Consider the following 17,837-nt stretch of genomic DNA (forward strand, 5'->3'; position numbering starts at 1 on the left):
CGCAGGTTCAAATCCTGTCCCCGCAACCAAATGGTCCCGTGGTGTAGTGGTTAACATGCCTGCCTGTCACGCAGGAGATCGCCGGTTCGACCCCGGTCGGGACCGCCATTTCATATAAAGAAAAGAACGAAACAAGTTGTTTCGTATTTTTTTATTTGTTTTAACAAAAAACTAATAAAGACAGTCAAACTATCCTTAGGACAACTCCTAAGGACTTTTTTATATATTCAAAACCTGTATAATAAAGAGCAGAGAACATTGTGAGTAAAGTAGGTGAAGTCTGTGAGTAAATATGAAGTAACAACAAAATCTTCTGAGGAAACACAAAGGTTATCAGAAAAACTAGGTGAGCTCGTAGAGGCACAAGATGTAATTATTTTAGAAGGAGATCTTGGAGCTGGTAAGACGACTTTTACAAAGGGACTAGCAAAAGGTCTTGGAGTGAAAAGAGTTGTAAATAGTCCTACCTTTAATATCATTAAAGAATATAAAGGTAGGTTACCGCTATATCATATGGACGTGTATCGCTTAGCAGAAAGTGAAGAGGATTTAGGCTTTGATGAATATTTCTACGGTGAAGGAATTACGGTAGTAGAATGGGCTCATTTAATAGAGGCATATTTACCAAATGAAAAGTTACAAATTAGTTTATTCCATGCTGGAGATGACACAAGAAAAATTATACTCGAGCCAATTGGAGATCGCTATATTAGATTATGTGAGGAGCTATTACAAGATGAAAGTACTAGCAATTGATACTTCAAATTACGTAATGGGTGTATCCCTTATTGAGGAAGGAAACGTAATTGGGGAAATCATTACAAATTTAACAAAAAACCATTCTGTACGTCTTATGCCAGCTGTAGAGAAACTGTTAAAAGAGTGTGGCGTAAAACCGAAGGAATTAACTAAAATCGTTGTAGCTGCTGGACCTGGATCCTATACAGGTGTTCGCATAGGCGTGACAGCGGCGAAAACATTAGCTTGGTCACTTCAAATACCAATTGTAGGTGTATCAAGTTTAGAGGTAGTAGCTGCAAACGGTGCTAACTTTAGCGGGTTAATTTGTCCTTTATTTGATGGAAGACGTGGGCAAATTTATACTGGGTTATATACATATGAAGGAGAGCAGTTAACTTCAATAGAAGAAGACCGAATTATTCTTATTGTGGACTGGTTGCAAATGTTAAAAGATAAAGGACAGCCTGTTTTATTTATCGGTAACGATGTTAAATTGCATAAAGAAACAATTATAGAACATTTAGGTGATCAAGCTGTATTCGCTCCATTTACTAAAAATAACCCAAGACCAAGTGAGCTAGCATTCTTAGGATTACAAAAAGAAGAACAAGATGTGCATACGTTTGTTCCAAGCTATCTTCGTTTAGCTGAAGCTGAAACAAAGTGGTTAGAAAGTCAAAACAAGTAGGAGCTTGCAGAAGATGGATATGATATTTAGAAAGATGGAGCTTGATGATATTGCTCAAATTGTAGCTATTGAAGAAGCGTCTTTTTCAACTCCTTGGACTGCAGATGCCTTTCACCGTGAATTAACGATGAATGAACATGCACATTATATTGTGTTAGAAAAAGATGGTCGTGTAGTCGGGTATTGTGGATTGTGGATAATTATTGATGAATCACATATAACAAATATAGCTATTTTGCCAGAATACCGAGGTCAAAAGTTAGGAGATACCCTATTGAAAGCAGTTATTTCTGAAGCGAAAGAACTAGGGGTAAAAACAATGACACTTGAAGTACGTGTATCAAATGAAGTAGCAAAGCAGTTATACAGAAAATACGGATTTCAAAATGGTGGGATTCGTAAACGATACTATGCAGACAATCAGGAAGATGGTCTCGTAATGTGGGTGAATATATAATGGAAAAAAATACGATTATACTTGGTATTGAAACAAGTTGTGATGAAACAGCAGTAGCAGTTGTTAAAAATGGAACGGAAATTATTGCGAATGTCGTTGCATCACAAATTGAAAGTCATAAACGTTTTGGCGGCGTTGTACCAGAGATTGCATCCCGTCATCATGTAGAAGAAATTACAGTTGTGTTAGAAGAAGCTTTAAAGGAAGCAAACATCACATTTGATGATATTGATGCAATTGCTGTAACAGAAGGTCCTGGTTTAGTAGGAGCACTTCTAATTGGAGTAAATGCAGCGAAGGCAGTAGCGTTTGCACATGATATTCCGTTAGTCGGTGTTCATCATATTGCTGGTCATATTTATGCGAACCGTTTAGTAAAAGAAGTTCAATTCCCGTTATTATCACTTGTTGTATCTGGTGGGCATACGGAACTTGTTTATATGAAAGAACATGGTTCATTCGAAGTAATTGGTGAAACACGAGACGATGCAGCTGGAGAAGCATATGATAAAGTAGCTCGTACGTTATCTATGCCATATCCAGGTGGTCCTCATATTGATCGCCTTGCACATGAAGGAGAACCGACAATTGATTTGCCTCGTGCATGGCTAGAACCGGATTCATATGATTTTAGCTTTAGTGGATTGAAATCAGCAGTTATCAACACTGTGCATAACGCAAAACAACGCGGTATAGAAATTGCGCCAGAAGATTTAGCGGCAAGTTTCCAAGAAAGTGTAATAGATGTACTTGTAACGAAAGCAGCTCGTGCAGCAGAAGCTTATAATGTAAAGCAATTACTTCTTGCTGGTGGAGTAGCTGCTAATAAAGGACTTCGTGCGCGATTAGAAGAGGAATTTGCACAAAAAGAAAACATTGAATTAATTATTCCGCCGCTATCTTTATGCACAGATAATGCAGCGATGATTGCAGCGGCAGGGACAATTGCTTATGAACAAGGTAAGCGTGCAACATTAGCCTTAAATGCAAATCCAGGATTAGATATTGAAGCATAGTTATACACATAATTAACCACAGGTTGTGGATAAAACCCATATTGTCTGTTGATAATGTGGGTTTTATTGTGTATATAAAATGTTGATAACTTTTTTGTTGATTGTGGATAATGTGGAAAAGTTATTTTAAGGTTTATTTTATAAAGGTGGATATGTGTATAAACTTGTGGATAAATAGGATGATGTCAGACCTTTGAGTTTGTTCTTTTTCGGGAAATAAAAAGTAAGAAGATATCCCCGAAAAACATTTTGAAACATCCCCCTATTATAGAAGATGCTAATATTGTCAATCTTTGTCGTTAAATCGATATTTCGTGTCGAATTGTTAATATATATAGGGTTACAATAGATATATTTGAAAAATCGTTGGTATATTCTAAGTTACGATTGATATACTCAAAAAATTGTTTCTGTATTAAAAGAAAAAAAGATGTCGCATAGTCAAAAATCCTGACTTATGAGACATCTTCCTTATTTAAATATGCTTATACATGCAGCTCTTCCCATTCTGCCATACAAGTTTCAAGTTGTTCTTGTAGCGTTTGCTTTTTAGTTGTAATTTCACTAGCTTTTTCATAATCTGCATATATTTCTGGTAAGCAAAGTTGATCTTCTAACGTAGCAATTTCTTCTTCTAATTCTAATATACTTTGTTCTAGCTCTTCAATTTTTCTAGTGCGTTGACGCTCTAGTTTTTTACGCTCTTTTTCTTCTAAATAATTTAATTTCTCTTGTGCAACCACCTTTTGAACAGGAATGTCACTTTCTTGCTGTTCAAGTTCTGCACGTTCAATCATTTCATTTTTCTTTTCAACGTAGTAATCGTAATCCCCTAAATATTCCTGTGCACCTTCTGTTGATAACTCAACCACAGTCGTTGTTACACGGTTAATAAAGTAGCGGTCATGTGAGACGAATAGAAGAGTCCCCGGATAATCAATTAAAGCATTCTCCAAAATTTCTTTACTGTTTAAATCAAGGTGGTTCGTAGGTTCATCTAGAATTAATAAATTTGATTTTTGCATCATAAGTTTTGCAAGAGCTAATCGAGCTTTTTGTCCACCACTAAGGGAAGATACTGGTTTCAGTACATCATCTCCTGTGAATAAAAAATTCCCGAGTATAGTACGGATTTCTTTTTCAGGTTGCAGTGGATATTCATCCCATAGTTCATTTAAAACCCGTTTAGAAGATGTTAAGTTTGCTTGTTCTTGATCATAATAACCAACAGATACATTTGATCCGAAAGAAACATCACCATTTAATAGTGGTAACTTATTCACAATAGACTTTAACAATGTGGATTTCCCAATTCCGTTTGGACCAACTAAAGCAACACTATCTCCGCGAGTTAAGCGCATAGTTACATGTTCAATTATAGGGTTCTCATCATAGCCGATGGTTGCATCATTTACTTGTAAAACATCATTTCCACTTTGCTTTTCAATATCGAAGTGGAATGATGCTGACTTAGAATCCCCTAATGGTCTCGTTAATAATTCCATTCTGTCTAGTTGTTTACGACGACTTTGAGCACGTTTCGTTGTAGAAGCGCGAGCTATATTCTTTTGAACGAAGTCCTCAAGTTTTGCGATTTCATCTTGTTGTTTTTCGTAACGTTTCATTTCTTGCTCATATAATGCTGATTTTAAGTCTAAATATTTACTGTAGTTACCAACAAATCGTCTGCTTTCTTTATTCGAAATTTCATATACTTGTGTAACGAGTTTGTCTAAGAAATAACGGTCATGTGAAACGATTAATATTGCGCCAGGATAACCTTGTAAATATTGCTCAAGCCACGTTAATGTTTCGATGTCTAAATGGTTTGTAGGCTCATCCAAAATAAGTAAGTCTGGTTTTGTTAATAATAATTTCCCGAGAGCTAATCTTGTTTTTTGCCCGCCGCTTAAAGTAGAGATCGTCGTCTGGTGCGTTTCAACTGGGAAGCCAAGGCCGCTTAAAATGGAGCGAATATCCGCTTCATATTGATATCCACCTTGATCTTTATAATTGAGTTGCAATTGGTCATAATCAGCTAACAATCTTTCATATGTAGCTTCGTTTGAAAAGTTTTCTTCTTTTCCCATTTCTTGCTCAAGCCTTCGAAGTTTTGTCTCCATTTGCTGTAAGTGGGTAAAGACGGTTAGCATTTCATCCCAAATTGTTAAAGACGTTTCTAGTCCAGTATTTTGAGCTAAATATCCGATTGAGACATCTTTCGGTTTTATAATTTCGCCACCATCATGAGATAATTCACCAGCGATAATTTTTAATAATGTAGATTTGCCTGCTCCATTCCTTCCAACTAATGCGATACGATCTTTTGTTTGTACTTCCAATTTTATGTTTGCAAGAATCGTTTCTGCACCGTATAATTTCGAAAGCGCGTTTACTTGTAATAAAATCAATGTTTTCACCTCAAATAATTTCTTAACTTTGCCATGTTTATATTTCTCAATCATACTAAAAATAGTGTATAGTTTAAAATAAAGAGAGAATACTTCTTCTCTTTATTATACAAGGAATTTAATGAGTGCTAAACTTCTGTATTTGATTAAAGTATATGAATAAAGATAGGAAGAGAGGAGAGGTCATATGGATCAGCAAAAGATTCCACAAGCCACTGCTAAAAGATTGCCTCTATACTATCGATTTATCCAAAACTTATCTCTTTCTGGTAAGCAGCGTGTTTCATCGGCCGAATTGAGTGAGGCAGTAAAAGTAGATTCCGCAACAATACGAAGAGATTTTTCGTATTTTGGAGCGTTAGGGAAAAAGGGATATGGATATAACGTAAATTATTTATTATCATTTTTCCGCGAAACACTTGATCAAGATGATATAACACGTGTAGCACTTATTGGAGTAGGTAATTTAGGGACCGCTTTCTTACATTATAATTTCACGAAAAACAATAATACAAAAATTGAAATGGCATTTGATGTTAGTGAAGAGAAAGTTGGAACAGAAATCGGGGGCATTCCTGTATATCATTTAGATGAATTAGAAGAGAGATTATCAAATGATATACAAGTGGCAATATTAACAGTACCGGCTACAGTAGCACAAGCTGTAGCAGATAGATTAGCTGAAACGAGCGTGCATGGTATTTTGAATTTCACACCAGCGCGATTAAACGTATCAGAGAATATTAGAATTCATCATATTGACTTAGCTGTAGAGTTACAAACATTAGTTTACTTTTTGAAAAACTATCCACAATAAAACGCAGAGGAAGCGACCTCTGCGTTTTATTATTGTTTCTTCTTTGTGAATTTAATTAATATAAGGCGAAGTGCCAAATTAAAATCAATTGTTGCCATAACTGCAAATAGTATTGTCCACATATTCCAGATTGTATCTGTCACGTTCGTAATGGCGAAGCGTGTAAAGATACATCCAAGAAGGAAGTATAGTGCAGCCATGAACAATGGTGAGTTTCTCATACAAAAAATCCTCCGATAAAGCCTTGCATTTTTTCAGCTTCTTTAATCATTTCTTGAATTTGTTCATTGCTCATAAAAATTTGCCCAATAGCGACCAATGTATTCATCGCAACATGAGCTGCAATCGGAACGATAATACGTTTCGTCTTCACATATAAGAAGGCGAATACGAGCCCCATAGCAGTGTATACCAATAAATGAGTAAAATCAAAATGAATTGCTGCGAATACAAGCGAACTTATGATAGCTGCGATAAAGAAGTTAAACTTCTTATAAAGTGCACCAAATAAAATTTTTCTAAATACGATTTCTTCTAAGATAGGTCCAATTATAGATACAACAATAAGGAACCAAGGTGTCGTTCTTGCAATCTCCATCAGTTTCATTGTATTTTCTGAACCTTGTTTAATTCCTAGCAGCTGCATCTCGATCATACCGGCAACTATTTGTGAAAAGAAAGCTAAGAAGAACCCGATGAAAATCCATCCAATAGTAGCTGGAGCAGAAGAGCGCTTTGGATCTAAATGCCTGTCACGAATATCTGTTCTAAGTAACCAAAGTACGATACATAATGCAACAAAGAAGCTAATAATTGCCCAGTGTCCCGTTATGATTTGTCCTTTTTCCTCAATAGTAAATCCTCTATTATCATAGAGTCCTGTTTTTAGGAGAAGTGGCAATCCAACAACGCCAGATAACTGCATTAAAATGTATGTAACGATAATCCACCAGTATTGTTTCTTCAAATGGTTTAACCATCCTTTCTAACTATAGTGTATGAGATAAGTTAGGATAACATGTAAATTATGCTACCTACGATATAAACCTCACTTGAATTATGTTTTTTTCGTAAATCCTTATTTGAAATTATAATAGAAGACAGGAGAAAGTTGTGTGTGTAGCGAAAACAACTTAGGGTGTCCTTTCATATTGTAACATACGAGCAGTGGAAACAACGATTCATATAGTAAAGGCAGTATTCTATATAGAAAGTTTATATAGTGATTTGCGAAAAAATTATGATTTTTTTACTTGCAAAAGAAATTGAGATTATTTATTATTATAAGTGTGTTAGCACTCGGATGACTTGAGTGCTAATAAAAGAAATTTACATAACAAAATGAGGAGGTTATTGTTCATGCTAAAGCCATTAGGTGATCGCGTTGTAATTGAGCTTGTTCAAGCAGAAGAAAAAACAGCAAGTGGTATCGTATTACCAGATACTGCAAAAGAAAAACCACAAGAGGGTAAAGTTGTTGCAGTAGGTACTGGTCGAGTGCTTGAGAATGGTGAGCGTGTTGCTTTAGAGGTAGCAGCAGGTGATCTTATCATCTTCTCAAAATATGCAGGTACTGAAGTGAAATATGAAGGTACAGACTACTTGATTTTACGTGAAAGTGACATTTTAGCAGTTATCGGTTAATTATATAAATCTTAAAAAATCCAAGGGGGTCAATTATTATGGCAAAAGATATTAAATTTAGTGAAGAAGCACGTCGTTCGATGCTTCGCGGTGTCGACACTCTTGCAAATGCAGTAAAAGTAACGCTTGGACCAAAAGGTCGTAACGTTGTTCTTGAGAAAAAATTCGGTTCACCACTTATTACAAATGACGGTGTAACAATCGCAAAAGAAATCGAATTAGAAGATGCATTCGAAAACATGGGTGCGAAACTAGTAGCAGAAGTTGCTAGCAAAACAAATGACGTAGCTGGTGACGGAACAACAACTGCAACTGTATTAGCGCAAGCTATGATTCGTGAAGGTCTTAAAAACGTAACAGCTGGTGCGAACCCAATGGGTCTTCGTAAAGGTATCGAAAAAGCTGTTACTGCTGCAATTGAAGAATTAAAAACGATTTCTAAACCAATCGAAGGTAAATCTTCTATCGCACAAGTAGCTGCTATTTCTGCAGCTGACGAAGAAGTAGGTCAATTAATCGCTGAAGCAATGGAGCGCGTTGGTAACGACGGCGTTATTACTTTAGAAGAATCTAAAGGCTTCACAACAGAATTAGACGTAGTAGAAGGTATGCAATTTGATCGTGGATATGCATCTCCTTACATGATTACTGATTCTGACAAAATGGAAGCAGTTCTTGATAACCCATACATCTTAATCACTGACAAAAAGATTTCTAACATTCAAGAAATCTTACCAGTATTAGAGCAAGTGGTACAACAAGGTAAACCACTTCTTATCATTGCTGAAGATGTAGAAGGCGAAGCGTTAGCTACATTAGTAGTGAACAAACTTCGTGGTACATTCAACGTAGTAGCTGTTAAAGCTCCTGGATTTGGTGACCGTCGTAAAGCAATGCTAGAAGATATCGCAATCTTAACAGGTGGCGAAGTAATCACTGAAGAATTAGGTCGTGACTTAAAATCTGCTACAGTTGAATCTTTAGGACGCGCTGGTAAAGTTGTTGTTACAAAAGAAAACACAACTGTAGTTGAAGGTGTAGGAAGCACAGAACAAATCGAAGCTCGCATCGGTCAAATCCGTGCGCAATTAGAAGAAACAACTTCTGAATTCGATCGTGAAAAATTACAAGAGCGTCTTGCAAAACTTGCAGGTGGCGTAGCGGTAATTAAAGTAGGTGCAGCAACTGAAACTGAGTTGAAAGAACGCAAACTTCGTATTGAAGATGCACTTAACTCAACTCGTGCAGCAGTAGAAGAAGGTATCGTTGCAGGTGGTGGTACTTCACTTATGAACGTATACACAAAAGTAGCTTCTATCGTAGCTGAAGGCGACGAAGCAACAGGTATCAACATCGTACTTCGCGCACTAGAAGAGCCAGTTCGTCAAATCGCAATCAACGCTGGTCTAGAAGGATCTGTAGTTGTAGAGCGTCTAAAAGGTGAAAAAGTAGGCGTTGGTTTCAACGCAGCTACTGGCGAATGGGTTAACATGCTTGAGTCTGGTATCGTAGATCCAGCTAAAGTAACTCGTTCTGCACTTCAAAACGCAGCATCTGTTGCAGCTATGTTCTTAACAACTGAAGCTGTAGTAGCTGACAAACCAGAACCAAATGCACCAGCAATGCCTGACATGGGCGGCATGGGCATGGGTGGTATGGGCGGAATGATGTAATTCCGTTTGCCCTAAAAAACATCCATTTCTATATAGAAATGGATGTTTTTTTATGTTTTTTAGAAAAGGAAATGAATTTCTGTAGAATTTTGTCGCTTTCTCTCTTGACCATATTGATATTTCATTGTTAGAATCTAGGAAGATAATATAAAACGATCCTTCATATATCCTCAATGATATGGTTTGAGAGTCTCTACCGGGTTACCGCAAACAACCTGACTATGAAGGCAGTGTGTCTTATATTTATAAAGAGCGGAGACTATCTTTCTTTATAAAGCCAGACCCCTGCCTTTTCTTTGTTATGAGACTAGAGGCGGAGGACTGGCTTTTTTTATTATATTGGTAATGCTTTTCGCCAAATTGGTGAAAATATTTATATACGAGAACTAACGTTGGGGTGATTATTTTGAAGAAACAACACGATACAATTATCGTTTTAGATTTTGGAAGTCAATACAATCAGTTAATAGCACGTCGAATTCGTGAGTTCGGTGTATACAGTGAACTTCATCCACATACAATTACTGCAGAAGAAATTAAAGCAATGAATCCAAAAGGGATTATTTTCTCTGGTGGACCAAATAGCGTATACGGTGAAGGTGCATTACATTGTGATGAAAAAATCTTTGAACTAGGTTTACCAATCTTCGGTATTTGTTACGGTATGCAGCTTATGACGCAACACTTCGGTGGTAAAGTAGAGCGTGCAAATCACCGTGAGTACGGAAAGGCTGTTCTTAAAGTAGAGAACGAATCAAAATTATATGCGAACCTTCCAGAAGAGCAAGTTGTATGGATGAGCCATGGTGACTTAGTAACTGGTTTACCTGAAGGATTCGTAGTAGACGCAACAAGTGAGTCTTGCCCAATTGCTGGTATGAGCAATGAAGCGAAAAACTTATACGGTGTACAATTCCACCCAGAAGTACGTCACTCTGAGCACGGTAACGATTTAATTAAAAACTTCGTATTCGGCGTATGTGGTTGTTCTGAAGGATGGAACATGGAGAACTTTATCGAAGTAGAATTAGAAAAAATTCGTGAAACTGTTGGAGACAAAAAAGTACTATGCGCACTTAGTGGCGGTGTAGACTCTTCTGTTGTAGCAGTATTAATTCATAAAGCAATCGGCGATCAATTAACTTGTATTTTCGTTGACCACGGCTTACTGCGTAAAGGCGAAGCAGAAGGCGTTATGAAAACATTTAGCGAAGGCTTCCACATGAACGTTATTAAAGTGGATGCAAAAGAACGCTTCATGAACAAGTTAAAAGGTGTAGAAGATCCAGAACAAAAACGTAAAATCATCGGTAACGAATTCATTTACGTATTTGATGATGAAGCGTCTAAATTACAAGGTATGGACTTTTTAGCACAAGGTACACTTTACACAGACATCGTTGAAAGTGGTACAGCAACTGCACAAACAATTAAATCTCACCACAACGTTGGTGGACTTCCAGAAGACATGCAGTTCAAATTAATTGAGCCTTTAAACACGTTATTTAAAGACGAAGTACGTGTATTAGGATCTGAACTAGGAATTCCTGATGAAATCGTATGGCGTCAACCATTCCCAGGACCGGGTCTTGGTATTCGTGTATTAGGTGAAATTACAGAAGAGAAATTAGAAATCGTTCGTGAATCTGATGCGATTTTACGTGAAGAAATTATTAAAGCGGGCTTAGACCGTGAAATCTGGCAATACTTCACTGCACTTCCTGGTATGCGTAGCGTAGGTGTTATGGGTGACGAGCGTACTTACGATTACACAGTAGGTATCCGTGCAGTAACATCTATCGACGGTATGACAGCTGACTGGGCACGTATCCCTTGGGACGTATTAGAGAAAATCTCTGTACGTATCGTAAACGAAGTAAAACACGTTAACCGTATCGTGTATGATGTAACGAGTAAGCCACCAGCAACTATTGAGTGGGAATAAATGAATAAATAGCTGTGAACGTTGAAGTACCACGTTTTTAAACGATATTTTTAGAAGTGTGGTACTCATATGGAACTTTTTTGTTCCATTAAGTTATTTAGCTTCTTTGCGACAGCATCATGCTTGTTTGGATACAGATGTGAATAAACTTGCAGTGTCGTCTCGATTTTTTCATGGCCTAATCTTTCCGATATCAATAATGGGCTATATCCTAATTCGATTAGAAGAGATGCGTGTGAATGTCTAAGATCGTGCACACGTATCTTTTTTATATTTGCTTTTTTTATTCCTCTTCTTAATTCATATAACACATAGTACTTAGAACAATCAAATAAAAAATCATTATGTTTAGGTTTGTATAATTTGTTTTTATATTTTACAATCAATGCACTTAGTGCCAAAGGGATATGAATAATTCTTTTGCTTTTTGGTGTTTTGGGAGGATTTATGACAGTTTCGCCATTCACCTTTTGAAGTGATTTTGTAATGGAAATTGTGTTGCTTAATAAGTCTATGTCTTTCCATTGCAACCCTAATAACTCCCCGGAACGAATTCCTGTCCAAAAAAGTATAGAGAATATAACTTTACTTTCTTTTTTTTCTAATTGTTCGTAGAATAAATTGAATTCCTCTAACGTCCAAAAATTCATAGAATCAGCTTGCTTTTTTCCTATAGAGCCGACTACTTTTGAAGGATTGGCAGATAATCCGTAAAATTTTACAGCGAAATTGAGTATCGCATTTAATTGGTTATTAATTGTTTTTAGATATGTTTGGCTAAACCCTTGAGAAATTAGGGTGTTTTGCCATTTACGTATATGCATAGGTTTGATCTCATTTATGGCGATTTTTGAAAAGAATGGTAGTATTCTTGAATTAATAATATATTTTTTATTTTCGAAAGTATTTGGTCTAATGCGATGAACTATATCTTCCATGTATAATTCAACTAGACTAGCGAAACTCATATCGCTACTTTCATTATGTTTTTTATGGAATTCTTTTTCCCAGGCGACAGCATCGTTCTTTTTTTTGAAACCACGTTTTTTTTTCTGCTTCTTGTTTCCTTCGTAGTCGCGGTAAACGATTTTTACATAGTACGTTCCTCTTTCTTTGTCTTTATAGATAGGCAACCTTTCTCAACTCCTTCCAAATAAGTTCAAAAATTAAATGTTTTATATTTCATGAACCGTTTAGGAACTCCATAAACACTTGCAATTTGTTCTATGGTGTATCCAGAACGGAGATAATGATAAACTTCATCATCAGGCATCAATAATTCAACAGCAAAAGTATTTGCTTCTACTTCTAATTTATCTGTGGAAAAGAGTGTCTGCTTATTAAGAAAAGCGGTATCTTCTTCAGTGTGTCTAACAGCATGACCTAATTCATGAGCACAGACATAGAGTTGGTAAAATTCTTCTAGAGTGCAATTGATATGAATAATTTGAACGCGCCGACAGTAAAGATAATATCCGTAGATATGTTGCAGGTCTTCAAATATTAATTCGATGTTTCTTTCTTTAGCTATTTTAAATGGATTGTTTGTGCCGTGTTCTTTTACTAGATCTAGTGCGTGTTGTTTTATGTTATCCTTCAACCCAAAGTCCCCCTTAATTTCTATATTTCTTAGGAGTGAATTTTTTCTTAGCTATTTCTCGTGCTAAAAGCATCGAACGTTCAAGTGAATCTTTTAATACCATCTTTGTGGCTTCGTCAAGTGGTTCGCCATCGAAAGCGGCAAAACCATTTTTGTCATCACCCAATCCATCTAACATTTTTTCTAATTGTTTAGCAATGTCTTTTTTGTCTTTTTCAGTTATTTGATAGTATTTCCGATCTGGTTGTTTTTTTTCGATAAGTTTATCTACATCGTACCCCATTAACCAAGCAGGGTTTATACCAAATTGTTTTGCTATAACTTCTATAGTAGTTAGTTTTGGTGCCATTTTACCACTACAATATCGGGATACGGTGGCTGCAGAAAGATTAATTCTTTCCGAAAGAGTATAAATTGTTTGGTTATTCTCAAGCATGATTTCTTTCAATCTGATAGGGAATATTTCTTTATTTAAAAGTTGCTTTTGTTCCATTTTGTAACAACCCCCTTTTTCGATTAGTATAAACAAGTTTGTTACAAAACGCAACAACAACAGAGGTGAAATTGACAAAAATGTTACGAAACGTATTGACAGTTGTTTTTTTTAAGGGTATTCTAGGGATGTGTTACGAAACGTAACAATAACTGCAATTTATTAGAAGAGAGAGGGGTGATTATATGAACAAAAGACGTAAATATCCAGAATTAAAAGCTTTAAAAGGAAAAATAAGAGAAGAAAATTCTAGTTATAGGAAATTGGCTGAGGCATTAGAGATAAGTACAACTACCTTGAATGATAAGATTAACGGTTACTCTGTGTTTGATACAGAAGAAGTAAATAAAATTGTGAATGAATTAAAAATAGAACCGAATGAGGTTATACGAATTTTTTTTCCTCGAATGTTGCGTTTCGTAACTAATGGTGTTGCTTAATGAGGTGTGGTTGATGGATGTCTATAGATGTGAACATGTCATGGATTTGTTTAGTGTGAAAGAGACGAAAGCGCGAGAAATTATTAAACAGCTTAACAATGAACTAAAAGAAAAAGGTTATATCACGGTAGCCGGACGAGTTCCAATAGAGTATTTTCACGAAAGAACAAAAATACCTAAAAATAATCATGAATTACGGTAAGCGGGTTAAGTGAAATTAATCTTGATGTTGTAGATACAGAGGAGGTGAATATAATGAAAAACGGTAAAAAGCCAACCAAGAAGGAAAAGATCCATATTGAGTCACACAATTTAAATTCTGATAATTGGTTAATCTTCAAAAAGTTAAGTAATGAAATGCATTTAGTACATCGTGATACAAATACAACAAAAGTAATTCCAAATGCATAAATAGGAGGAAAATAACATGGATAAATTAACGGTAGCAAATGAACTACATATTTTAGGTAAACAAAACATTGCGGGTTATCAATTCACTGGAATCGAGGGTGGATTCGGTGAAAGTAAGAAAGCAATGTTAGTAAAAGAAATTGCTGAAATTCATGGGCAACAAATTGGAGAAGTAAATCGTCGTATTAATGATAACCGAAATCGTTTTAAAGATACTGTAGATATTATTGATATTAGGGCTAATGGGTTTGAGCCATTAGGTCGATTGGCTGGATATACAAAACAATCATTTAATCAATCGAAGAACATCTACCTCCTCTCCGAACGAGGATACGCAAAGCTTTTAAAAATCCTTGAAGATGATACAGCATGGGAATTATACGATCAGTTTGTAGATGGATATTTCAATATGAGAGAACAGAAACAAATCCCTACAGACCCAATGAGTATTTTAAAACTAACATTTGATGCGTTAGAAGGACAAAAGCAAGAACTCCAGCACATCAAATCAGATGTCAAAGACTTACGAGAAAACGCACCATTATTCGCAGTAGAGTGCGATGAAATATCCAATGCAGTAAAACGTTATGGTGTTGTATTACTTGGTGGTAAGAATTCTAATGCTTATCAAGACCGTGGTTTGAGATCAAAAGTTTATAAAGACATCTATAGACAGTTGTATAGAGAGTTTGGAGTAACAAGTCATAAAGCGATTAAACGTGGTCATTTGGAGTTAGCATCAAAAATCGTTGAAGAATACACATTACCAATTGTATTAAGTGAAGAAATTACTTTTGTAAATTCACAAATAAATATGGCGGAAGTTCAGTAGGAGGAAAAGAAAATGAAAGAAACTAAATATTTTGTACTTCATAACAGAGGATATGGTTTAAACGCTTACGAGTGTGAATCAAAAATTGAAGCGAGTCGTATGATTAAGGGGTTAATAGAAGATGGTGAACCAGCATCTTCTATTATACTTACACAACAAGTTGCATTAAAAACAAAGATTCAAAGTGTAATAGTTGAGATTGATGACTAATCATACGCTAAGTTTATTCAGAAGGGGAAGTGATTTAGTGGAAGATACAACATCGTTAGTAGTATTCGCAATGTTTATCGCATGCAGTGCATTGTTGCTTTACATTACTTACGAACCAATAAAACGATGGGCATGGAGTGATGTTGAACAAAAGGAAAAGACCCAAGGCAATGGGTCCCTTTAGAAAAACACTTGATGTTAGTATACCACGGAAAGTAGGGAAATAGTACATGGATTTAATTGAATATCAAGTGCTATTACCTAATGAGTTTTGGGACTTAGCAAAAAGCAACGATGAATTAATGCAAATGATTGAACAGTATTTCAGTGTTGGTTATCCACATTATGAAATTCAAAGAATTATCAAAAGCGGACAAGCATATGTGGCGGTTTGTACAAGGAGGTAAATATTTATGTCAAACGTAGTAACTGAAATTGGTGGGTTAAATTTCAAAGGTAATGTGGTAGATCATGAATGGTTTAATTACATCACTTTTAGTAATGGTAAGCCTCACATTGTAGCGATTATGGTATTGAGTGAAATTGTTTATTGGTATCGTCCTACAGTTATTCGAGATGAAATAGATGGGAAAGTAACTTACAAGAAAAAATTTAAAGCGGACAAGTTGCAAAAAAATTATCAACAGTTAGCCGATACTTTTGGATTTACAAAATTACAAGTGAAAAGAGCATGTGATTTATTAACTGATATGCTACTTGTCAAAATCGAGTTTAGGACTATTAGCGCTGATGGGAAAATTTTGAATAACGTAATGTTTGTGGAACCTGTACCAACAGAAATAAGGAAAATTTCTAGTATGTATCAAGAGATAAAAGAAGACCCTGGTTACTTAGAAGTAAATAGGGTGGTTACTTCTAAATCAAGACCCTCTTCACTTACAAGTAAGGAGTCTCCTAACTTCAAAGTAAAGACAAATACAGAGATTACTACAAAGAGTACTACAGAGAATGTAAGTAGTAGTAGCATCTTCTCTTTCTACGAAAATAATTTCGGTATTTTAAATTCATTCATAGCCGAAAGTATTTCGCAATGGGTAAATGATACAAGCGAAGAACTTGTACAAGCAGCAATGGAACGTGCTTTGAAACAGCAGAAGAAATGGAATTATGCTGAGGGCATTTTAAAACAGTGGGTTAATAAAAATATTCGTACTTTAGCTGATGTTAATGCAGCAGAAATAGAGTTTAAAAACAAAGGTAAAAAAGGAGCGAAACGAAATGGCAACACCAATGAAAAAGCTGGCAGAATCCCTGGAATTGAAGGTGAATTACCATTCTGATCAATGTATGAATCACTCTTATGAAATAGGTGGACAAAAAATCATTAAGCCAGTTCAAATGATTGAATACAGAGGACAAGTTGTTTGCCCTAGATGCGTAGTTGAACAAAACAACAAAGTTTTAGAAGAACAGGCTAATGCTCACTATAAAAAAATTAACCGTTTGCAAAAATTTAACATGCTGGAAAAGGCTAGTGTTATTACAAATAAGAAAATTCCTCTTTCAAGATTATCTGATTACAGAACCGGGTGTGATGAAACGATTAGTCACAAGAAAGCTATAGAAGAAACTTTGGAGGATTTAAAGAACGGAGAAATTAGAAAAGTTGTATTTACAGGAAATCAAGGGACGGCAAAGAGTTTCTTAGCATACAGCATGCTTCATGAATTAAATCAATATTTCTGGGATATCAGTCAGGGAGAAGAAAACTATCATCTTATGAAAAGTTGTTTATATGTGGAATTAGAAGCAATAACAAGGATGATTATGGATTCTTTCGATGATAAGAGCAGTAAATATACACTTCAATATTTTGTTCAATTAATTGGCCAAGCTGATTTTGTAGTGTTGGATGATCTTGGGGCGGAAAGTGGATCAACGGATTCAAATAGACAGGCATCTGATTTCATTCAACGTCTTTTATATGCAGTATCAAACGCTAGACAAGGAATGAGTACGTTTACCACAACAAACTTTACTGGAAAACAACTTTTTAATAAATACGATGCAAAAACAGTTAGTCGTTTATTAGGTGATTCAAAGGTTTTGAAATTTACAACAGCGGATCAAAGGCTTGCAAATTTAGGTTTCTAATAAGGAGGAATAAGCATGTGTGTATTATGTCATGATACAGGAATTATTCATAAAGAAACTTATCCAGGTGTGATTGAAACGAAAGGTTGTAATTGTGAATTGGCAATACAGCAGCAAGAAGAAAACGATAAGCGTTGGAAAGCGTACTTAATTAAATTCGAGTCAATGAAACAAGAGTTGAAACGGAATCAACAACAAAAAGTTAGCTAAAAAGAAAAAGGGGGATTTCAGTCGTATGAAGCCTACGAAAGTTGAAATCGATGTTACTGATAATAAAATTTATGTGGTCAAGAATGGTGAGGTTACGCCACTGAATCCTCCAGTAACAGGATTTGGGGAACAAG

General features: G+C 35.7%; 24 protein-coding genes, 1 tRNA gene and 1 riboswitch. Of the genes, 19 read left to right on the forward strand and 6 right to left on the reverse strand.

Translation table 11 applies throughout. The features are described 5' to 3' along the window. The first annotated feature begins 32 nt into the window (after nt 1-32). From ACS2CR_RS28720 to tsaD, 5 genes are all read left to right on the forward strand, one after another. A tRNA-Asp gene (locus ACS2CR_RS28720) sits at nt 33-108 on the forward strand. Between the two features lie 174 nt (nt 109-282). After that, on the forward strand, nt 283-756 hold the full coding sequence (gene tsaE, locus ACS2CR_RS28725) for a tRNA (adenosine(37)-N6)-threonylcarbamoyltransferase complex ATPase subunit type 1 TsaE (protein ID WP_000049642.1): 474 nt from the start codon (nt 283-285) through the stop codon (nt 754-756). Then, entirely contained in the window at nt 737-1,429 is a 693-nt protein-coding gene (tsaB, locus tag ACS2CR_RS28730; protein WP_000865756.1) for a tRNA (adenosine(37)-N6)-threonylcarbamoyltransferase complex dimerization subunit type 1 TsaB, read from the forward strand. The genes tsaE and tsaB overlap by 20 nt, the downstream gene beginning before the upstream one ends. A gap of 13 nt (nt 1,430-1,442) precedes the next feature. Beyond that, a complete protein-coding gene (rimI, locus tag ACS2CR_RS28735; protein ID WP_053513231.1) occupies nt 1,443-1,886 on the forward strand; it encodes a ribosomal protein S18-alanine N-acetyltransferase in 444 nt (147 codons plus the stop codon). After that, on the forward strand, nt 1,886-2,902 hold the full coding sequence (tsaD, locus tag ACS2CR_RS28740; RefSeq protein ID WP_000414585.1) for a tRNA (adenosine(37)-N6)-threonylcarbamoyltransferase complex transferase subunit TsaD: 1,017 nt from the start codon (nt 1,886-1,888) through the stop codon (nt 2,900-2,902). Before rimI ends, tsaD begins: the two co-directional genes overlap by 1 nt. 485 nt (nt 2,903-3,387) lie before the next feature. Here the strand turns inward: tsaD and ACS2CR_RS28745 are convergent, their stop codons facing one another. Continuing rightward, nucleotides 3,388-5,313 (reverse strand): ABC-F family ATP-binding cassette domain-containing protein, encoded by a 1,926-nt coding sequence (locus ACS2CR_RS28745; protein WP_000602145.1) that lies wholly within the window; start codon nt 5,311-5,313, stop codon nt 3,388-3,390. A gap of 187 nt (nt 5,314-5,500) precedes the next feature. On the opposite strand from ACS2CR_RS28745, the gene ACS2CR_RS28750 reads away from it, so the two are divergent. Then, nucleotides 5,501-6,130: a redox-sensing transcriptional repressor Rex gene (locus ACS2CR_RS28750; RefSeq protein WP_000372699.1), complete on the forward strand. Its 630-nt coding sequence runs from the start codon at nt 5,501-5,503 to the stop codon at nt 6,128-6,130. Nucleotides 6,131-6,159: 29 nt separating this feature from the next. Here ACS2CR_RS28750 and ACS2CR_RS28755 read toward each other — a convergent pair whose 3' ends face one another. After that, nucleotides 6,160-6,351, reverse strand: a complete 192-nt coding sequence (locus ACS2CR_RS28755; protein ID WP_001246200.1) for a YdiK family protein — start codon at nt 6,349-6,351, stop codon at nt 6,160-6,162. Next, the gene (locus ACS2CR_RS28760) at nt 6,348-7,097 is read right to left on the reverse strand and encodes a CPBP family intramembrane glutamic endopeptidase (RefSeq protein ID WP_000745326.1); all 750 of its coding nucleotides are present in this window, start codon (nt 7,095-7,097) and stop codon (nt 6,348-6,350) included. The genes ACS2CR_RS28755 and ACS2CR_RS28760 overlap by 4 nt, the downstream gene beginning before the upstream one ends. Nucleotides 7,098-7,489: 392 nt before the next feature. Between ACS2CR_RS28760 and groES the strand changes: the two genes are divergently transcribed. From groES to guaA, 3 genes are all read left to right on the forward strand, one after another. Then, a complete protein-coding gene (gene groES, locus ACS2CR_RS28765; RefSeq protein ID WP_000917311.1) occupies nt 7,490-7,774 on the forward strand; it encodes a co-chaperone GroES in 285 nt (94 codons plus the stop codon). Nucleotides 7,775-7,812: 38 nt separating this feature from the next. After that, nucleotides 7,813-9,447, forward strand: a complete 1,635-nt coding sequence (groL, locus tag ACS2CR_RS28770) for a chaperonin GroEL (RefSeq protein WP_001029993.1) — start codon at nt 7,813-7,815, stop codon at nt 9,445-9,447. A 140-nt stretch (nt 9,448-9,587) separates the two neighbouring features. Continuing rightward, nucleotides 9,588-9,689: riboswitch (purine riboswitch) on the forward strand. A 164-nt stretch (nt 9,690-9,853) separates the two neighbouring features. Then, nucleotides 9,854-11,392 carry a glutamine-hydrolyzing GMP synthase gene (gene guaA / locus ACS2CR_RS28775; RefSeq protein ID WP_000743906.1) on the forward strand — a complete coding sequence of 513 codons (1,539 nt, stop codon included), beginning with the start codon at nt 9,854-9,856 and terminating at the stop codon, nt 11,390-11,392. Between the two features lie 65 nt (nt 11,393-11,457). Here guaA and ACS2CR_RS28780 read toward each other — a convergent pair whose 3' ends face one another. Genes ACS2CR_RS28780 through ACS2CR_RS28790 form a run of 3 tightly spaced genes read right to left on the reverse strand, consistent with a single transcriptional unit; the run spans nt 11,458 to nt 13,485 of the window. After that, on the reverse strand, nt 11,458-12,525 hold the full coding sequence (locus ACS2CR_RS28780; RefSeq protein ID WP_001123356.1) for a tyrosine-type recombinase/integrase: 1,068 nt from the start codon (nt 12,523-12,525) through the stop codon (nt 11,458-11,460). A 26-nt stretch (nt 12,526-12,551) separates the two neighbouring features. Further along, nucleotides 12,552-12,992 carry an ImmA/IrrE family metallo-endopeptidase gene (locus ACS2CR_RS28785; RefSeq protein ID WP_000654304.1) on the reverse strand — a complete coding sequence of 147 codons (441 nt, stop codon included), beginning with the start codon at nt 12,990-12,992 and terminating at the stop codon, nt 12,552-12,554. Nucleotides 12,993-13,005: 13 nt separating this feature from the next. Then, the gene (locus ACS2CR_RS28790; protein ID WP_000435973.1) at nt 13,006-13,485 is read right to left on the reverse strand and encodes a helix-turn-helix domain-containing protein; all 480 of its coding nucleotides are present in this window, start codon (nt 13,483-13,485) and stop codon (nt 13,006-13,008) included. A 185-nt stretch (nt 13,486-13,670) separates the two neighbouring features. Here ACS2CR_RS28790 and ACS2CR_RS28795 point away from each other — a divergent pair, with 185 nt between their 5' ends. The 10 genes from ACS2CR_RS28795 to ACS2CR_RS28840 form a co-directional block, all read left to right on the forward strand. Then, nucleotides 13,671-13,925 carry a DUF739 family protein gene (locus ACS2CR_RS28795; RefSeq protein WP_001042666.1) on the forward strand — a complete coding sequence of 85 codons (255 nt, stop codon included), beginning with the start codon at nt 13,671-13,673 and terminating at the stop codon, nt 13,923-13,925. 13 nt (nt 13,926-13,938) lie between these two features. After that, entirely contained in the window at nt 13,939-14,127 is a 189-nt protein-coding gene (locus tag ACS2CR_RS28800; protein ID WP_000383685.1) for a hypothetical protein, read from the forward strand. Between the two features lie 53 nt (nt 14,128-14,180). Then, nucleotides 14,181-14,336: a DUF6906 family protein gene (locus ACS2CR_RS28805; protein WP_000788380.1), complete on the forward strand. Its 156-nt coding sequence runs from the start codon at nt 14,181-14,183 to the stop codon at nt 14,334-14,336. 16 nt (nt 14,337-14,352) lie between these two features. Continuing rightward, nucleotides 14,353-15,168 (forward strand): ORF6C domain-containing protein, encoded by an 816-nt coding sequence (locus ACS2CR_RS28810; RefSeq protein WP_000359729.1) that lies wholly within the window; start codon nt 14,353-14,355, stop codon nt 15,166-15,168. 12 nt (nt 15,169-15,180) lie between these two features. Continuing rightward, nucleotides 15,181-15,378, forward strand: a complete 198-nt coding sequence (locus tag ACS2CR_RS28815; RefSeq protein ID WP_000665325.1) for a hypothetical protein — start codon at nt 15,181-15,183, stop codon at nt 15,376-15,378. A gap of 230 nt (nt 15,379-15,608) precedes the next feature. Next, nucleotides 15,609-15,785 (forward strand): hypothetical protein, encoded by a 177-nt coding sequence (locus tag ACS2CR_RS28820; RefSeq protein ID WP_000364148.1) that lies wholly within the window; start codon nt 15,609-15,611, stop codon nt 15,783-15,785. 6 nt (nt 15,786-15,791) lie between these two features. Next, on the forward strand, nt 15,792-16,679 hold the full coding sequence (locus ACS2CR_RS28825; RefSeq protein ID WP_000073375.1) for a DnaD domain-containing protein: 888 nt from the start codon (nt 15,792-15,794) through the stop codon (nt 16,677-16,679). After that, complete coding sequence (locus tag ACS2CR_RS28830) at nt 16,618-17,493, forward strand: ATP-binding protein (protein WP_000235015.1); 876 nt, start codon at nt 16,618-16,620, stop codon at nt 17,491-17,493. Before ACS2CR_RS28825 ends, ACS2CR_RS28830 begins: the two co-directional genes overlap by 62 nt. Nucleotides 17,494-17,508: 15 nt before the next feature. Further along, nucleotides 17,509-17,703 carry a hypothetical protein gene (locus tag ACS2CR_RS28835; protein ID WP_000337977.1) on the forward strand — a complete coding sequence of 65 codons (195 nt, stop codon included), beginning with the start codon at nt 17,509-17,511 and terminating at the stop codon, nt 17,701-17,703. Between the two features lie 25 nt (nt 17,704-17,728). Further along, on the forward strand, nt 17,729-17,837 hold a 109-nt coding region (locus tag ACS2CR_RS28840; protein ID WP_438906111.1), incomplete at its 3' end, for a DUF3954 domain-containing protein.

Source organism: Bacillus cereus group sp. BceL291, from assembly GCF_051776705.1.
GTDB classification, from domain to species: domain Bacteria; phylum Bacillota; class Bacilli; order Bacillales; family Bacillaceae_G; genus Bacillus_A; species Bacillus_A cereus.